14 protein-coding genes and 1 pseudogene are annotated in these 16,641 nt (G+C 37.5%); 8 read left to right on the top strand and 7 right to left on the bottom strand.

Annotation, left to right across the window (positions count from 1 at the left end; genetic code table 11):
* Positions 1–22 precede the first annotated feature (22 nt).
* From IGJ50_RS10075 to fni, 5 genes are all read left to right on the top strand, one after another.
* Positions 23–655, top strand: coding sequence for a pentapeptide repeat-containing protein (locus tag IGJ50_RS10075; protein WP_207120219.1), 633 nt, complete (start codon positions 23–25; stop codon positions 653–655).
* 715 nt (positions 656–1,370) lie between these two features.
* Positions 1,371–2,315: a mevalonate kinase gene (gene mvk, locus IGJ50_RS10070; RefSeq protein WP_207120220.1), complete on the top strand. Its 945-nt coding sequence runs from the start codon at positions 1,371–1,373 to the stop codon at positions 2,313–2,315.
* Entirely contained in the window at positions 2,315–3,313 is a 999-nt protein-coding gene (mvaD, locus tag IGJ50_RS10065) for a diphosphomevalonate decarboxylase (protein ID WP_207120221.1), read from the top strand. The genes mvk and mvaD overlap by 1 nt, the downstream gene beginning before the upstream one ends.
* Positions 3,310–4,407, top strand: coding sequence for a phosphomevalonate kinase (locus tag IGJ50_RS10060; protein WP_429950217.1), 1,098 nt, complete (start codon positions 3,310–3,312; stop codon positions 4,405–4,407). Before mvaD ends, IGJ50_RS10060 begins: the two co-directional genes overlap by 4 nt.
* The gene (fni, locus tag IGJ50_RS10055; RefSeq protein ID WP_429950215.1) at positions 4,391–5,437 is read left to right on the top strand and encodes a type 2 isopentenyl-diphosphate Delta-isomerase; all 1,047 of its coding nucleotides are present in this window, start codon (positions 4,391–4,393) and stop codon (positions 5,435–5,437) included. Before IGJ50_RS10060 ends, fni begins: the two co-directional genes overlap by 17 nt.
* Positions 5,438–5,479: 42 nt before the next feature.
* Here fni and IGJ50_RS10050 read toward each other — a convergent pair.
* From IGJ50_RS10050 to IGJ50_RS10020, 7 genes and pseudogenes are all read right to left on the bottom strand, one after another.
* A pseudogene (locus IGJ50_RS10050) lies at positions 5,480–6,272 on the bottom strand (VOC family protein).
* A 123-nt stretch (positions 6,273–6,395) separates the two neighbouring features.
* Complete coding sequence (locus IGJ50_RS10045; RefSeq protein WP_069638969.1) at positions 6,396–6,845, bottom strand: GNAT family N-acetyltransferase; 450 nt, start codon at positions 6,843–6,845, stop codon at positions 6,396–6,398.
* Between the two features lie 90 nt (positions 6,846–6,935).
* Positions 6,936–9,533 (bottom strand): bifunctional acetaldehyde-CoA/alcohol dehydrogenase, encoded by a 2,598-nt coding sequence (adhE, locus tag IGJ50_RS10040; protein WP_429950213.1) that lies wholly within the window; start codon positions 9,531–9,533, stop codon positions 6,936–6,938.
* A gap of 189 nt (positions 9,534–9,722) precedes the next feature.
* On the bottom strand, positions 9,723–9,995 hold the full coding sequence (locus IGJ50_RS10035; RefSeq protein ID WP_083244278.1) for a post-transcriptional regulator: 273 nt from the start codon (positions 9,993–9,995) through the stop codon (positions 9,723–9,725).
* A 92-nt stretch (positions 9,996–10,087) separates the two neighbouring features.
* On the bottom strand, positions 10,088–10,459 hold the full coding sequence (yajC, locus tag IGJ50_RS10030; protein ID WP_069638967.1) for a preprotein translocase subunit YajC: 372 nt from the start codon (positions 10,457–10,459) through the stop codon (positions 10,088–10,090).
* A gap of 82 nt (positions 10,460–10,541) precedes the next feature.
* Complete coding sequence (gene tgt, locus IGJ50_RS10025) at positions 10,542–11,687, bottom strand: tRNA guanosine(34) transglycosylase Tgt (protein ID WP_069638966.1); 1,146 nt, start codon at positions 11,685–11,687, stop codon at positions 10,542–10,544.
* A 164-nt stretch (positions 11,688–11,851) separates the two neighbouring features.
* Positions 11,852–12,940: an iron-containing alcohol dehydrogenase family protein gene (locus tag IGJ50_RS10020; RefSeq protein ID WP_069638965.1), complete on the bottom strand. Its 1,089-nt coding sequence runs from the start codon at positions 12,938–12,940 to the stop codon at positions 11,852–11,854.
* A gap of 223 nt (positions 12,941–13,163) precedes the next feature.
* On the opposite strand from IGJ50_RS10020, the gene IGJ50_RS10015 reads away from it, so the two are divergent.
* The 3 genes from IGJ50_RS10015 to IGJ50_RS10005 all read left to right on the top strand — a co-directional run bounded on the left by IGJ50_RS10015 (position 13,164) and on the right by IGJ50_RS10005 (position 16,595).
* Positions 13,164–14,627, top strand: a complete 1,464-nt coding sequence (locus tag IGJ50_RS10015) for an ABC transporter substrate-binding protein/permease (protein ID WP_207120225.1) — start codon at positions 13,164–13,166, stop codon at positions 14,625–14,627.
* Entirely contained in the window at positions 14,620–15,342 is a 723-nt protein-coding gene (locus IGJ50_RS10010; RefSeq protein ID WP_429950210.1) for an amino acid ABC transporter ATP-binding protein, read from the top strand. The genes IGJ50_RS10015 and IGJ50_RS10010 overlap by 8 nt, the downstream gene beginning before the upstream one ends.
* Positions 15,343–15,443: 101 nt before the next feature.
* A complete protein-coding gene (locus IGJ50_RS10005; RefSeq protein WP_429950208.1) occupies positions 15,444–16,595 on the top strand; it encodes a pyridoxal phosphate-dependent aminotransferase in 1,152 nt (383 codons plus the stop codon).
* The last annotated feature ends 46 nt before the right edge of the window (positions 16,596–16,641 follow it).

Raw genomic sequence — 16,641 nt, 5'->3', positions numbered from 1 at the left:
CAATTTTTTGGAGGTTTTATTTATGAAAATCAAAAAGCCGATTACACCCGTGTTACCCAAACTCACTGAAACAGATTTTATTTCTATCGATGATGAGGTCATTATTGAAGGTCTCTCCTTAAAAGACCAAGATCTTAGTTATCAGGATATCCGCAATTTAGTCTTTCGAGAATCTCGCTTTGAAAAAGTAACGATGAACCGCAATCACTTAGAACGTTTTGAGTGTAGTAATGTGATTTTTGATCATTGTGACCTTTCGAATACAGAATGGATTGGTGCTAGTTTTCACCAGGTTCATTTTCGTCAATGTAAATTAACTGGAACAAATTTTGCTGAGAGTTACCTAAGAGATTGCCTTTTTGAAGACTGCCTTGCCGATTACACCTCGTTCAGTGCTACAAATCAAAAAGTCGTTGAATTTAAAAAAACTAGCTTGAATAATACAGAATTTGTTGAAGTGATGTATAATAACCTGCTACTTGATCAGTGTTCTGTCACAGGTAGCAACTGGTTCCATACAAAATTAGCTGCTCTTGATTTAACAACATGTACTTTTGAAAGAATTGCCTTTTCACAAGAATTACTTAAAGGGCTAAAGGTGACTCAAGAACAAGCAATCACTATTGCTGCAGGCTTAGGGTTGATTATTGAATAATAAAAACGACAAAATCGAGTAGGATTTTGTCGTTTTTTGCTCTTTTTTAAGCTTTCTTGGGGTTAGAAACTAATCATTCAGACCTACAACACTGGCATTGGCAACAGCCATTTGGTATTCTTTCATATTAAATAAGACTAAGTCATAAGCTTAATTCTTATACTCGATTTTGTCTAGGAGGTATCGTTCCTAAAGAATCGTTGATTGCTTCAACAAATCCCACAGATTTCAGCTAACTCCGTTGTCCGATCTTTATACCTAGTTTATTGTTGTGTTCTTTTTAAATAAACCGCACCTAATAAAATAATAACTGGATTTCTAATTAAAATTATTTAGGATTTTTTTTATTTACTTATTAATTTTTTTCTTAAGAAGAATCCAATGATTTTATTTCATGTGCTTTTTTGGTAAACTAGGATAGGTCAAGAATGATTCTCCGCTTTTAGAAAAGTAAATGAATGAACGATGCTCGTCAGATAACAGCATCGATCGTAAAAAACTCATAAAGCAATACTTGGATTGTTTATCGACTTTAATTTATTGTGAACTTATATGGAAGCCGACTTGATTACTATTTTGGGGATTTTGCTGGTAGGAAGCGTTTGTGGTACTCTTAATAAGTTGAGCATGAATTACGGTGTGCAATGCATGATTCTTATGAGGAACCTTAGATGTCTACGCATCTGATATTTAACTAAAAGGACTGTTTATTAAAATGAATAAAAAAAAAATTGGTCATGGCCAAGCTTCTGGAAAAATTATATTGATGGGGGAACATTCTGTGGTTTACGGTGAACCTGCAATTGCTTTTCCATTTCAGGAGACCTATATCTCAACAAAAGTTGAACCTGACTCTACTATGATCTTAGAGTGTCATTACTTTTCAGGAGAGCTTTCGCAAGTTCCTTCACAATTAAAAAGTGTATCAGAGGTCATCGATCAAACACTGATTGCTCTTCACCATGAAGAGGCAACCTTAAAAATTACCATTACTAGTACGATTCCTGCTGAACGAGGCATGGGTTCAAGTGCGGCTGTTGCCGTTTCAATCGTTCGAGCTTTGTTTGATTATTTTGATATTCCTTGTACGTCTGAATCTCTGCTTCCATTAGTAAATCGTGCAGAAAAAATAGCTCACGGTAATCCTAGCGGTATAGACGCGGCAGCAACAACTGGTGATGAACCTTTATTTTTTATAAAAAGTCATCCATTAGAATCATTCCCCATGAATGTTTCCAATGCTTTTTTGATCGTTGCAGATACAGGTATCAAGGGCCAAACAAGAGCTGCGGTCAGAGATGTGGCGCACCTTTTTGAATTAGATAAAAAACGAATTTCACAACATATTACAACATTAGGCCACTTGACTAAAAGCGCAAAACACGCTATTTTAGCAGATGAAGTTGATACGTTAGGCAATGTCATGAACCAAGCTCAGGAACATCTTAGCGCACTGACTGTCAGCAATGAACAGTTGGACCACTTGGTCAGCACTGCTCGTGCAAACGGGGCCTTAGGGGCAAAACTAACAGGTGGCGGCCGCGGTGGTTGTATGATCGCTTTAGCTGGTTCAAAAAAACAAGCAGAAAATATAGCAGTAGCGTTAGAATCAGCTGGTGCTGTAGCTACTTGGATTCAATCATTAGGAGTGAAAAATTAATGTACACTGGGAAAGCACGAGCCTATACAAATATTGCTTTGATCAAATATTGGGGAAAAAAAGATGAACACTTGATAATACCGATGAACAGCAGTCTTTCTTTAACGTTAGATGCTTTTTATACAGAAACTAGTGTACAATTCGATGAAAATTTGACCGAAGATCTTTTTGTCTTAGATGGACAAAAACAAGACACGAAACAAACTGCAAAGATTTCTAAATTTTTAGACCTTGTTCGAAAAGAGCAAAATCTAGCCTTATTTGCTAAAGTAGATAGTCAAAACTATGTCCCGACTGCAGCTGGTCTTGCTTCTTCTGCTAGTGGTTTAGCAGCTTTAGCTGGTGCTTGCAATGAAGCGTTAGACTTGCAATTAACTGAAATTGAATTATCCCGTTTAGCTAGACGCGGTTCAGGATCAGCTTGCCGGAGTATTTTTGGTGGATTTGCTGAATGGCAAAAAGGCGACTCTGATCAAACCTCCTTTGCCCAAGGGATCCCATCTGATCACTGGGAAGATGAATTAGCGATGTTATTTGTTTTAGTGGATGATGGTGTGAAAGATGTTTCTAGTCGTGACGGTATGAAACGAACCGTTGAAAGCTCGAGTTTTTATTCAGGTTGGTTGGAAACAGTCGAAGCCGATTTAGCGACAGCCAAACAAGCCATCGCAGAAAAAGATTTTAATAAGTTAGGGGAAGTCACTGAAGCAAATGGCTTACGTATGCATGGAACGACTTTAGCTGCTGTACCGCCATTTACATACTGGTCACCTGAAAGTCTCAAGGTCATGCAATTAGTCCGGAGCGCACGCCAACAAGGGTTGCCGTGTTACTTCACAATGGATGCTGGACCAAACGTCAAAATCTTAGTTGAGAAGAAAAATCTGAGTACTTTAAAAAATCATTTAGCTACTCATTTTTCTAAAAAACAATTGATTGAAGCTTACGCAGGACCTAAGATTGCCCTGATTCCTTTAGAAAGGTCGGAAAAGTTATGATAGAAGTTTCTACACCAGGTAAATTGTTTATTGCTGGTGAATATGCCGTTGTTGAACCAGGACATCCGGCAATCATTGTTGCAGTAGACCAATTTGTGACAGTCACTGTCGAAACAGCAAAAGATGTCGGCAGTATCCAATCTGCCCAATATAGCACACTACCTGTGCGTTGGACTAGAAGAAATAACGAACTTGTCCTTGATATTCGAGAAAATCCGTTTCATTATGTTCTTGCTGCAATTCGCTTAACTGAAAAATATGCGCATGAACAACAAAAAGAGCTTTCTTTTTATCACTTAAAAGTCACCAGTGAGTTAGATAGTTCAAACGGACGAAAATACGGATTAGGTTCCAGCGGTGCCGTTACTGTAGCAACAGTGAAAGCTTTAGCCCTCTTCTATGACTTGCAATTAAAAGAAGAAGAGATTTTTAAACTTTCGGCTCTAGCTCATTTAGCTGTTCAAGGAAACGGCTCCTGCGGCGATATTGCGGCAAGCTGTTATGGTGGTTGGATCGCTTTTTCAACCTTTGATCACCGTTGGATCAATGAACAATCTCAGACACAAACATTAACGACCTTGCTTCAGGCAACTTGGCCAAAATTAATGATCAAACCTTTGGTCGTTCCTAAGAAACTACGCTTATTGATCGGTTGGACTGGCAGCCCTGCTTCAACGTCAGATTTGGTGGATCAAGTCCATCAATCAAAAGATGTAAAAGAGAACGCTTATCAGGAATTTCTTGATGAAAGTAAAACCTGTGTTGAGACAATGATAGCAGGCTTCGATCAAGAAAATATTTCCTTGATCCAAACCCAAATACGAAAAAACCGTAAATTACTCCAACAATTGACCTCCATCACTGGTGTTACGATTGAAACGCCTGCGCTAAAAAAACTATGTAACTTAGCACAAACATACGGTGGCGCAGCAAAATCGTCTGGTGCAGGTGGTGGTGATTGCGGAATCGTCCTATTCAAACAAAAATCAGGAATTCTACCTTTAATGAGCTCTTGGGAAAAAGAAGGAATCACGCCTTTACCATTACACGTCTATTTTTACGGAAAGCAGGAAAAAAATGAACCGAAAAGATGAACACATCTCTTTAGCTAAAGCCTTTCATAAAGAAAAGACCAATGACTTTGATCAAATCCGTTTTGTGCATCATTCATTTTCTGAAATTGCAATGGATGAAGTCGATATTTCAACTTCTTTTCTTGATTTTTCCTTTAAGCAACCTTTTTACATCAATGCTATGACCGGCGGTAGTAAACGAGCGAAAGAAATCAATCAGGAATTAGGTATCATCGCTAGAGAAACTGGAATAATGACTGCAACAGGATCAGTTAATGCCGCTTTGAAGAATCCTGATTTAGCAGATACTTACCAAATCATGCGTAAGGAAAATCCTAATGGTGTGATTTGGGCGAATATTGGCGCAGGCCTCTCTTTAGAAGATGCGAAAAGGGCAGTCGACTTGTTTCAAGCAGATGGGCTGCAAATTCATGTGAATACTCCTCAAGAACTCGTAATGCCTGAAGGAGATCGTGATTTCCATGGCTGGTTGGATACTATTGAAGATATCGTTGCTCACTTGTCTGTTCCAGTCCTCGTTAAAGAAGTTGGGTTCGGTATGAGCAGTGAAACAATCGAACAATTAATCTGCCGAGGTGTTAAATTGGTAGATATCAGTGGACAGGGCGGCACTAGTTTTACCCAAATCGAAAATGCTCGTCGAAAAAAAAGAGAATTAGGTTTCTTAACGGACTGGGGGCAATCAACGGTTCTCTCCTTATTAGAATCTACGGACTGGCAAAAAGAACTAACTATTTTAGCTTCTGGCGGTATCCGTCAATCTATGGATATTATCAAAGCCCTGAGTTTAGGTGCTGCAAGTGTTGGCGTTGCTGGCACTATTTTAAACCATTTGATGACAAATAGCGTTGATGAAACAATCGAACTGATCCAACAATGGGAAGATGAACTTAAAATGATGTATACCTTACTTGGTAAAAAGACAACTGCTGATCTTGCAACAACTGATATTATTTTTTCTGGCGAAATCATTCACTGGTGTGAAAGTCGTGGCATTGCTTATCAGCCTTTTGCTAAGAGAAGTAAATAAACAAAGAAGATTGAGCTTAAAAAGCCCAATCTTCTTTTTAATTTATCCTTCATACGCTCGTCTCAACGTAGTTATGTCGATTCGTTTCATTTTATACAACTCTTGCATGACTCGATAAGCTCTTTCAGGATCTGAGTTATCGAATAACATATCCATATCTTTCGTAACCGTTTGCCAACATACACCATACTCATCTTCCATCCACCCACACGGCCATTCTTTTTCTCTTGATGTCACAGCTTTCCATAAACGATCGATTTCAGCTTGATCTTTACAATAGACATAAAATGAAGTAGCCATTGAAAAGGTAAAAGCATGTGTTTCACCACTATCCATCACTCGAAAGGATTGTCCATGCATTGTGAATAAAGCTTGAGCAACAGTACCATCTGGATTTTTTTGGACATACTCTACTTCTCCCTCACCAAAAATCTCGATCCACTGATGCATAGCTGCCTCTGCCTTTCCAAACTGCTCTCCCGAAAACAAAAAGCTTGGTGTAGTCGACTGCGTCCTTCTCGTCAAAACCAGTTGCCAAAAAACGCCATATTGATCTTCCAACCAGCCATACTTTTCACTGAATGGATAGGGCCCAAATTCCATCAATACCTTGCCATTGAAACTTAACGTTTCCCATAATTTATCAATTTATTCTTCCGTTTCACACTCTACAAAAAGAGAGATTGAGGGGGTAAATGAAAAATCTGATCCACCATTTAGCAAAATAACTTCTTGTCCTGCAAGTGTTAGCTCTATAGTCAAAAGCATGAACATAAAATTCAGCCACTTCTTCTACTTTCCCATCAAACCACAAACATGGAGAAAATTTTGGCATTTCGGATCATCCTTTCTTGATAAACCTAATTGTTCATTTTCTTCAATTGGATTTGTTCTACTTTTATTATATAGAAGCGGCTATATTTTTGATAATGAATAAGAAAAACTTTCATTTTTTTGATTACTCTTTTGAGATTCTTTCGTTAAATAATTTTCTGAAATTGACTTGATTTTTCACTCTCACATACTCTTGCTTCTCATAAAATTTATGGGCTGCGGTTCTTTCTACACCCGAGTTTAACCTTATCCCTTTAACACCTTGTTCCTTTGCCCATTGCTCTGCATAATCAAGCAGGGCTTTTCCTAGCCCTTGACTATGGAAATCCTCAGCTACCACAAGTGCTAAAACATTCATTAATCTAGGCGCATATGTGCTAACATATTCACTTAATTGAATATAGCCCACAACCTTTTCATCTAACTCTTTCACAAATAATTTATTTACTGGAGAAGATAATAAATAGCACAACTGTTTTTTTGCATCGGCCAAGGGATATTCGTGATTTAATGGACCAGTATTTAGCTGATTGATTGCTTCTACATCTTCTAACGTTGCTTCTCTAATCGTCATCTTACATCGCTCCCATTTCTTTTGACTTTATTATACCTCTAAATAAAAAAAGAAGAGCAACTTTTACGTCGCTCTTCTTACTATATTCGACTAGCCTTTATAAGCATCGATAATGATTTGTTTTAATTCACTGATCAATGGTTCTTTTGGATTTGCTGTTGTACATTGATCTTCGTAAGCTAATTCAGCCATGTGATCAACAGTTGAATCAAGAATTTCTTGTGTCACACCTTGTGCTTTCAAGTTCATATCGATTCCAACAGATACGCCTAAATCGTATACAGCTGTTGCTAATGCATCCACTAATTCGGCTGTATTTTTCCCTTTAAGACCTAAGAATTTCGCGATATCAGCGTAATCTGTGTCAGCACGGAAGTAGTCATATTTAGGGAACATTGCATGTTTTGAAGGATCTTTGGCATTGTAACGGATAATATGCGGTAATAAAATCGCATTTGTACGTCCGTGAGGAATCCCATATTCTCCACCAATTTTATGAGCTACAGAGTGACAAATTCCTAAGAATGCATTGGCAAATGCCATACCAGCCATTGTTGATGCATTATGCATTTTTTCACGACTTTCTGCATCTGGACGTTTCACTGAATTTTCTAAATGTTCAAAGACTAATTTGATTGCTTGTAAACTTAAGCCACGAGTGTAATCAGAAGCCATTACTGAAACGTAAGACTCGATTGCATGCGTTAAAACGTCCATCCCAGTATCAGCTGTTACAGAAGCTGGAACTGACATGACAAATTGTGGATCGATGATCGCAACATCTGGTGTCAATGCATAATCAGCTAATGGATATTTTACATGAGTATCACTATGCGTGATAACGGCAAATGGTGTGACTTCTGAACCTGTACCTGATGTTGTTGGGATACATACAAATTGTGTTTTAACTGCTTTTTCAATTTTGTACGTACGTTTACGGATATCTAAGAATTTTTGTTTAGCGCCAAAGAATTCTGTATCTGGGTGCTCATAGAACATCCACATGCCTTTGGCTGCATCCATTGCAGATCCGCCACCTAAAGCGATGATCGTATCTGGTTCAAAATCAACCATAACTTTTGTTCCAGCATACACTGTATTTGTAGATGGATTTGGTTCTACTGCTGAGAATACTTCGATTTGAACGTCGTTTTTACGTTTTTGTAATTCTTTACGAACTGTGTCTGCATAACCAAATTGAACCATTCCTGGATCACAAACGATCATAACACGTTCAACATTTTCCATTTTTTGTAGGTATTGTAATGAATTTTTTTCAAAGAAAATTTTTGGTGGTAATTTAAACCATTGCATATTATTTCTCCGTTTCGCTACAGTTTTGACGTTGATCAAGTTAACAGCAGATACGTTTTTAGAGACTGAGTTTTTACCATACGAACCACAACCTAATGTTAATGAAGGAATCATTTCGTTATAGATATTACCGATTCCTCCTTCAGCTGATGGAGAGTTCACTAAGATACGGCACGCTTTCATACGTAATCCAAATTTAACTTGTAGATCTTCATCTTCTGTATGGATCACAGCAGTATGACCTAACCCGCCTAGTTCAAGCATTGCTTCACATAAATCAAAAGCATGCTCTGAATTTTGAGCTTTCATCATCGCTAAAACTGGCGATAGTTTTTCACGTGACAATGGATATTCAGCTCCAGCACCTTCGATTTCAGCAACTAAGATTTTAGTGCCTTTTGGTACTTTGATGCCAGCAAGTTCTGCGATATGTTCAGCAGAGTACCCAACGATCGCAGGATTTACTGCATATTTTCCTTCGTTCATAACGGCATCTTCTAATTTTTGTAATTCGTTTGGTTTGACGAAGTACACTTGATGTGCTTCAAATTCAGCTTTTACAGCTGCATAAACTTCTTTATCTACAATTACAGCTTGTTCAGAAGCACAAATCATTCCGTTGTCAAATGATTTAGAAACGATCAAATCGTTGACTGCGCGTTTGATTTTCGCTGTTTTTTCAATATATGAAGGAACATTACCTGGTCCAACACCTAATGCTGGTTTACCAGTTGAATAAGCTGATTTCACCATGCCGGCACCACCAGTAGCTAAAACGATTGCGATTCCAGGATGATTCATCAAACCTGAAGTAGCTTCTAATGAAGGTTGTTCGATCCATTGTACACAGTTTTCAGGAGCACCCGCTTTGATTGCAGCATCCCGAACGATACGAGCAGCTTCTGCAGAACATTTTTGCGCACTTGGGTGGAAAGCAAATACGATTGGGTTACGTGTTTTGATGGAAATCAATGCTTTAAAAATCGTTGTTGATGTTGGATTTGTTGTCGGTGTAACACCACAAACCACACCTACTGGTTCAGCAATTTCAATTAAACCTGTTTGGTCATCTTTGTTGATGACCCCAACAGTTTTATCATGTTTGATGCTGTTCCAAATATATTCTGAAGCGTACATATTTTTGATTGCTTTATCTTCATAAATTCCACGGCCAGTTTCTTCTACAGCCATTTTTGCTAAAGGCATATGTTGGTCTAACGCTGCCATTGCCATTTGGTGCACAATGTGGTCGACTTTTTCTTGATCGAAGTCTTCCATTTCTTTTAAAGCAACATTTGCTTTTTTTGCTAACTCATCAATCATTGCTGGTACATCAACAGTTTTCGTCTCTTCTTGCTTCATTGTTTTAGCCATTGTGATCCTCCTAGAAAAATAAGTAATTTATTTTTGTTTGTTAACCATTTCACATACATATCATACAACATTATTTTTTTCTTGTAAATAGTTTATTGTGATTTTTTTCACATTTAAACCTATTTTTATTCAACTTATTATCGTAAGCGTTTTTTATCGTACTAAAAGAAAAAACGAATTTATTCTATACTAGAATAAATCCGTTAAATCATGCCAATCTTTGATCGTTAAGTTGCTTGTTTGTGCAATCAATTGTTGATAATCAAAGAACTCGTTTGGTTCAATATGTAAAATGTCTTCGCGACAAGCCTTGATAGACGATGGAGCTTTCTTTTTCCAACGATAAGAAACGAGGTAATTCATCAATTCTATTTCATTGACTGATGAATAACCAAGTTGCTGAAACGATCGGCAAGTGATTTTTAATTCTTTTTTTAATAAGAACTTTTGATGCCACGACAACGTTTCGATGGTTCTCCCTCCTCTTTGTAAAAAATGATCTATGCTATTCTTTATATGTGTTTTAGAAAGAAAAAATTCCAGCAAGCTGGAATTTATTCTTTCGTTTCGTTGTTTTCAGAAGTTGTCTCAACCGTTGTCTCTTCAACGATTGTTTCTTCTGGCGTTTCAACTACAGTAACATCACTATCATTCGCTACTACTGTACCTGGTTTAACTGTTTTAATTGCTGCACGATCAAATTCAAGGATAATTCCTTCACAATCAATCAGTACAGTCTTTTTGTCATTGTCGATTTCAGAGATTACACCATGTAATCCCCCAATCGTTACAACGTCATCGCCCACTTTCATTGCATCTAAAAGTGTTTGACGTTCATTTTGTTGTTTCTTTTGCGAACGAGTCATAAAAAACATCATTCCTGCTAAAAGAATTAATGGTAAAATAAACGAAAGTCCTCCGCCCATTTTGTATTCACCTCTCTATCGTATAATCACTAGTTTACTGTAACAAAATTTCTTGTTCAACACTAGTCTTTTGATCATTTTTTTAGAAACTTTTTGCATTCTCTTTATTAAAGCCATATTCTTCAAAAAAGGCTTCACGAAATTCCAATAGATTATCATCCATAATTGCTTGACGAACTTGTTTCATCAAATTCAATAGGAAATACAAGTTATGGTACGAAGTCAAACGAATACCAAATGTCTCATCAGCCTTAATCAAGTGACGAATATATGCACGTGTGTAGTTTTTACATGTGTAACAATCACATTTCTCATCTAACGGACGGAAATCTCTAGCGTATTGAGCATTTTTAACAACCAAACGACCTTTAGAGGTCATACAAGTTCCATTTCTAGCAATTCTGGTTGGCAGTACACAGTCAAACATATCGATTCCACGAATCACACCATCGATTAATGAATCAGCAGTTCCAACACCCATCAAGTATCTTGGCTTGTTGTCAGGTATCAAAGGTGTCGTAAAGTCTAATACGCGGTTCATTTCAGCTTTAGGCTCCCCAACAGATAAACCACCAATGGAATAACCTGGAAAGTCCATACTAATTAAATCTTTAGCACTTTGACGACGTAAATCTTCAAATCCTGCCCCTTGGATAATTCCAAACAAGCCTTGACGATCTGGATTAGCATGAGCTTTCAACCCTCGTTCTGCCCAACGTGATGTACGCTCAATTGATTTCTTCACATAATCATAGCTTTCATCAAACGGTGGACATTCATCAAAACTCATCATAATATCAGATCCTAAGTTATTTTGAATATTAATTGCTTTTTCTGGTGAAAGGAATAACTTAGATCCATTCAAATGATGTCTAAAATGAACACCTTCCTCTGTGATTTTACGCATATCACTTAATGAGAATACTTGGAAACCACCCGAATCTGTTAAAATCGGCTGATCCCAATTCATAAATTTATGTAAACCACCTGCTTCTGCAATCAAATCATCTCCAGGACGAAGCCATAAATGATACGTATTGCTCAAGATCACTCCTGCTCCCATTTCCTTTAAGTCTTCTGGTGACATTGTTTTTACTGTCGCTAACGTTCCTACAGGCATAAACATCGGTGTGGGGAAAGTCCCATGTGGTGTGATTATCTCTCCTAAACGAGCACCTGTATGCTTTTCTTTCTTTATTAAACGATAACGAATGGCTGGTTCTGTCATTCATTTCCCTACTTTCTTTTACAAATTTACACTTCAATCATCATACTTTTTTTTATTCGTATTTGCAAGGTTTTACAGGCTTTCTTTAGTATATCCTTAGACAATAAAAACTAGAGGCAAGTATACAATCGTTTGTCTCTAGTTTCGTTGAGTTTTTAATTCATTTATTTGTTCTTCATTGCTGTTTCTAATGCCATCATCGCATTTTTTACAACGTCTGGTGTGATTTTTTCTTTCATATAATGAATGGTTTCATGCGACTCGCAAGCGCGTTCTGCAACTTGCTCGTAATCGAATTCAGATAAAACCATATTCATCGCTTTTAAAGAAACAGGTAACTTCAAGCTTTGATAAAATGGAATCAATCGTTCGATCTCATCCCATTTATTTTCGATTACCAATTGAACAAACACACCATAGGCTACTTTATTTCCATGTAGTTGTTGATGGCTTTCTGGTAAAATCGTCAACGCATCATGAATCGAGTGCGCTCCTGCCGTCCGTCCATAATCATCCCCAAAGCCGCCAACCATTCCGCCAAGTAAAATATTCGTTTCTACAACATTTAAGAAGGCTTGATTGATTTCTTTTTGTGCCATGGCCTTCAACGCTTCTTGACTATCACGAAGCAACACATCACGACATTTTTTAGCAGCGAATGCGGACACTTGAATTTCAATTGGTTGGGTTGCTAACTGTGAGATCATTGCATCTGCTTCATACCATTTTGCAACCGTATCGCCAATCCCTGCAATCATCAACTCGCTTGGAGAGGTCAAGATCACCTTTGGTTCAATCAAAACTAAAGCATTACTGATAGGAAATACATCGTAACGGTCCATCGAACCATCTGTATTATAGATGACACTTAGGGGGGTATAAGCCGCACAAGTAGCCGCTAATGTAGGTAAAATTAAAATCGGCGTTTGGCACTGATTCGCAATCGCTTTACCTAAGTCTGCAATTTTCCCACCACCTACAGCTATGATCCCATCTAACTCTTTTTGCTCAAAAATCGCTTTTAGCTCTGCTGTTTTTTCATCCGTACATTCTCCACCATACTCAACAAAACATGTATCTATATGCATGAAAGTAGGAAAGTATGGTTTAGCTGCTTCCCACGAGTCTTTCCCATGTAAAATCATGACACACTTAATGTTTCTTCTATTTAAGTGCTCTTCCAAACTATCCCACGCACCCACTCGGCATTCATATTCTTGAGGTGCCCCTCTTACTATTAATGATTGATTCATCGTTCTCGACCTTTCATTTTTTCTTATTTTTATGCAAAAGTGAAAAATTATGACTTCTTTGGTAAAATTCACTTTTCCTTTCCCTTAATCTATGATATGATAAAACACATCCAAAAACAATAAATTTTTATACATATATATGCTATTTTTAGAATATTTATTGAAACAGAAAGTTATCGAGTGTTTATGCTTATGAACAATCTACTATAAAGGAGACGAACAAATGAAACTATGTAAAAAAACCTTAGCACTTATCATACCAATACTATTGGTATTACTCACTTTTTTGCCTACCAGTGTAGCCTTAGCTGAAGAAAAAGATCCAGTCTATGATGCTATCATGAAACGTGGCGAACTAATCGTTGGCTTATCAGCCGATTATGCCCCTTATGAATTCCATGCAGATGTTGATGGCAAAGACCAGGTCGTGGGTTTTGACATCTCTATCGCGCAAAAAATTGCTGATGATTTAGGTGTAAAATTAAAAATTGAAGAATTGGGTTTTGATGCATTATTAGGTGCATTGAAAACTGGTAAAATCGACTTGATTATTTCAGGGATGGCCCCGACACCTGAACGGCTGCAGGAAGTCAATTTTTCGACACCTTATATGACCGTTCAACAAAAAGTTGTTGTTCGAGCAGACGATAAAGATCGCTTTCAGTCAACAAAAGATTTTGATGGTGTCAAAGTTGGTGTTCAAAAACAGACAACCCAAGAAGAATTAGCGAAAACAGAACTAGTTGGATCGATTCCAACCTCTTTACAAAAAGTTCCAGACATTATCATGAACTTAAAAAATAAAAAAGTTGAAGCAGCAGTGTTAGAAGGTCCAGTTGCTGAAGCCTATGTCGATCGTGACAAAGAATTGACATTTGCAGATGTCACCTTTGAACAAGGGCAAAAGGACGCCGCCGTTGCTATTCCAAAAAATGCTCCTATCTTAGAACAAAAGGTCAACGCTTCGATTCAAACCATCAATGACAATAACTTGTTAGAAGGTTATAAAAAAGAAGCCGGGAAATTAATGTTTACTGACGATCAAAGTTTTCTTGGGAAGTATGGTAAATTCTATATCAGCGGTGCTGGCTATACGATTTTCTTAGCTTTTATGGGTGTCTTGTTTGGTGCAATTCTCGGTGGCTTACTCGCTTTGATGAAATTATCCAAATCAAAAATCTTACGTGGCATCGCAATTTGTTATATAGAATATGTTCGAGGTACTCCGTTATTAGTACAAATCTTCATCGTTTATTTTGGTACAGGTGTTTTAGGGCTTGATCTATCAAAAATTGCAGCTGGATGTATCGCTCTTGCCTTAAACAGTGGCGCTTATGTTGCAGAAATCGTTCGAGCTGGGATCAACGCTGTTAATAAAGGGCAATTAGAAGCGGCCCGTTCTTTAGGAATGAACCAACCTCAAGCAATGCGCTATATCATTTTACCGCAAGCAATCAAAAATATTTTACCTGCATTAGGAAATGAATTTGTAACAGTCATCAAAGAATCTTCAGTTGTATCAGTTATTGGTGTTTCTGAATTGATTTTCCAAGCCGGTAATGTTCAAGGCGCAAGTTTTAAACCATTCTTACCGTATCTAGTTGTTTCATTGATCTATTTTGTTTTAACCTTTACGATTTCCCGCCTATTAGGTGTTGCTGAAAGGAGAATGAGTACTAGTGATTAATATTAAAAACCTACACAAAACATTTGGAAAGAATGAAGTCTTAAAAGGCATCGACTTAGATGTCAAGGCTGGCGAAGTCGTTGTAATCATCGGACCTTCAGGTAGCGGAAAAAGTACCTTTTTACGTTGTTTGAACTTATTAGAACAACCAACAGATGGAACGATTGAATTTGAAGGAAAAAATTTATTAGACAAAGATACCGATATCGACGCCCTTCGTCAAAAAATGGGTATGGTATTTCAAAACTTCAATCTATTTCCTCATAAAACAGTTTTAGATAACTTAACGATTAGTCCAATTAAAGTGAAAAAAGAAACTGCTGAAGCCGCTAAAGAAAAAGCTCAGGCTCTATTAGAACAAGTAGGGCTAAAAGATAAAAGCAGCAGCTATCCCTCCAGTTTATCTGGCGGTCAACAACAACGAGTAGCCATTGCAAGAGCACTAGCAATGAATCCTGATGTTATGTTGTTCGATGAGCCTACCTCTGCGCTGGACCCAGAAATGGTTGGTGAAGTGCTGGCAGTAATGAAAGCTTTGGCCGTCGAAGGAATGACTATGGTTGTTGTGACACATGAAATGGGCTTTGCTCGTGAAGTTGCTGATCGTGTTATTTTCATGGATGCTGGAATTATCCAAGAAGAAGGGACGCCAGAAGAAATTTTTGGACAACCAAAAAATCCACGTACGCAAGATTTTCTTAGAAAAGTACTATAACATTGAAAGAGGGCAAAGCAAATTCATCTAAATTTGCTTTGTCCTCTTTCACAAAGTAAGATAGAATAGATTAAAGCAAGTAACTATTGGAGGAAAGAATTATGGACATTTCAACTATTTCAAAAAAGCACCAGCATCCTGCTGAAAATATATTGATGGATATTGCCACTTTAGCTAAACAAGTCCCCAACCTACTTGATTTATCGATTGGTGATCCGGATTTAATTACCGATGAACGAATTATTGATGCGGCTTTTGCTGATGTCAAAAATGGTCATACAAAATACACTGCATCCGGCGGTAGTCAAGAATTTATCGATACTGTAGCTGACTTTTATCGAAAGCAATATGGTTTGGCCTTCAAACCTGCTCAAATCCGAGCAACAGTTGGTGCGTTGCATGGTATGTATTTAACGTTACAGGTGATTTTAGACCCTGATGATGAAGTGATCATCCATGAGCCTTATTTTTCTCCCTACAAAGATCAAGTACTTTTAGCTGGCGGCAACCCAATATTTATCCCAACCTATGAAGAAGATGGTTTTCAGATTGATATCGACATTTTAAAAGCCGCAATCACAGATAAAACAAAAGCAATTATTATCAATTCACCTAATAATCCTACTGGAGCCGTATTTTCTCCAGAAACATTTAAGGCTATCGCAGATTTAGCCATCGAGAAAGAGTTTTATATTCTATCTGATGAAGTCTATGAAGCATTTTGTTTCTACGATAATTTTGTCCCAATGGCTACCTTCGCACCTGAGAATACCATTACTTTTAGCAGTTTTTCAAAAACTTTTGCTATGACTGGATGGCGAATTGGCTATATGGTCGCACCTGAATATATCAATGATGCAGCAAAACTAATCAATGAAAGTATTACCTATTCTGCACCAAGTCCGTCTCAACAGGCAGGGATTTATGCTTTAAATCACTCTGATAGTTTAGTACCAAACGTCGTTTCTGTCTTTAAAGAACGTTTAGAATATCTTGAACAACGTATTGCAACAATCCCATTTCTGTCTTTACATCCTGTCAAAGGCAGCATATACGCTTTTATCAATATCTCTAAAACAGGAATGACTTCCGTTCCTTTTGTGGAGAAAGTTTTGAAAGAGACGAACGTATTGATGATTCCGGGAAAGGCATTTGGTGAGACAACTGGAGATAATTATGTACGTTTAGCCGCAACTCAAGATATCACAATTTTAGAAGATGCATTTGACCGAATTGAGAAGATGCATTTTTAACCTAAAAATAGTTTTGCTTTTCCCTAACCAATCGGAAAAAGCAAAA

This window comes from Enterococcus sp. AZ101, assembly GCF_050499005.1.
In the GTDB taxonomy this organism is placed as follows: Bacteria; Bacillota; Bacilli; order Lactobacillales; family Enterococcaceae; genus Enterococcus_L; species Enterococcus_L ureilyticus.
The sequence above is the reverse complement of the archived record's forward strand: the minus strand, read 5'-3'. Positions and strand labels throughout refer to the sequence as shown.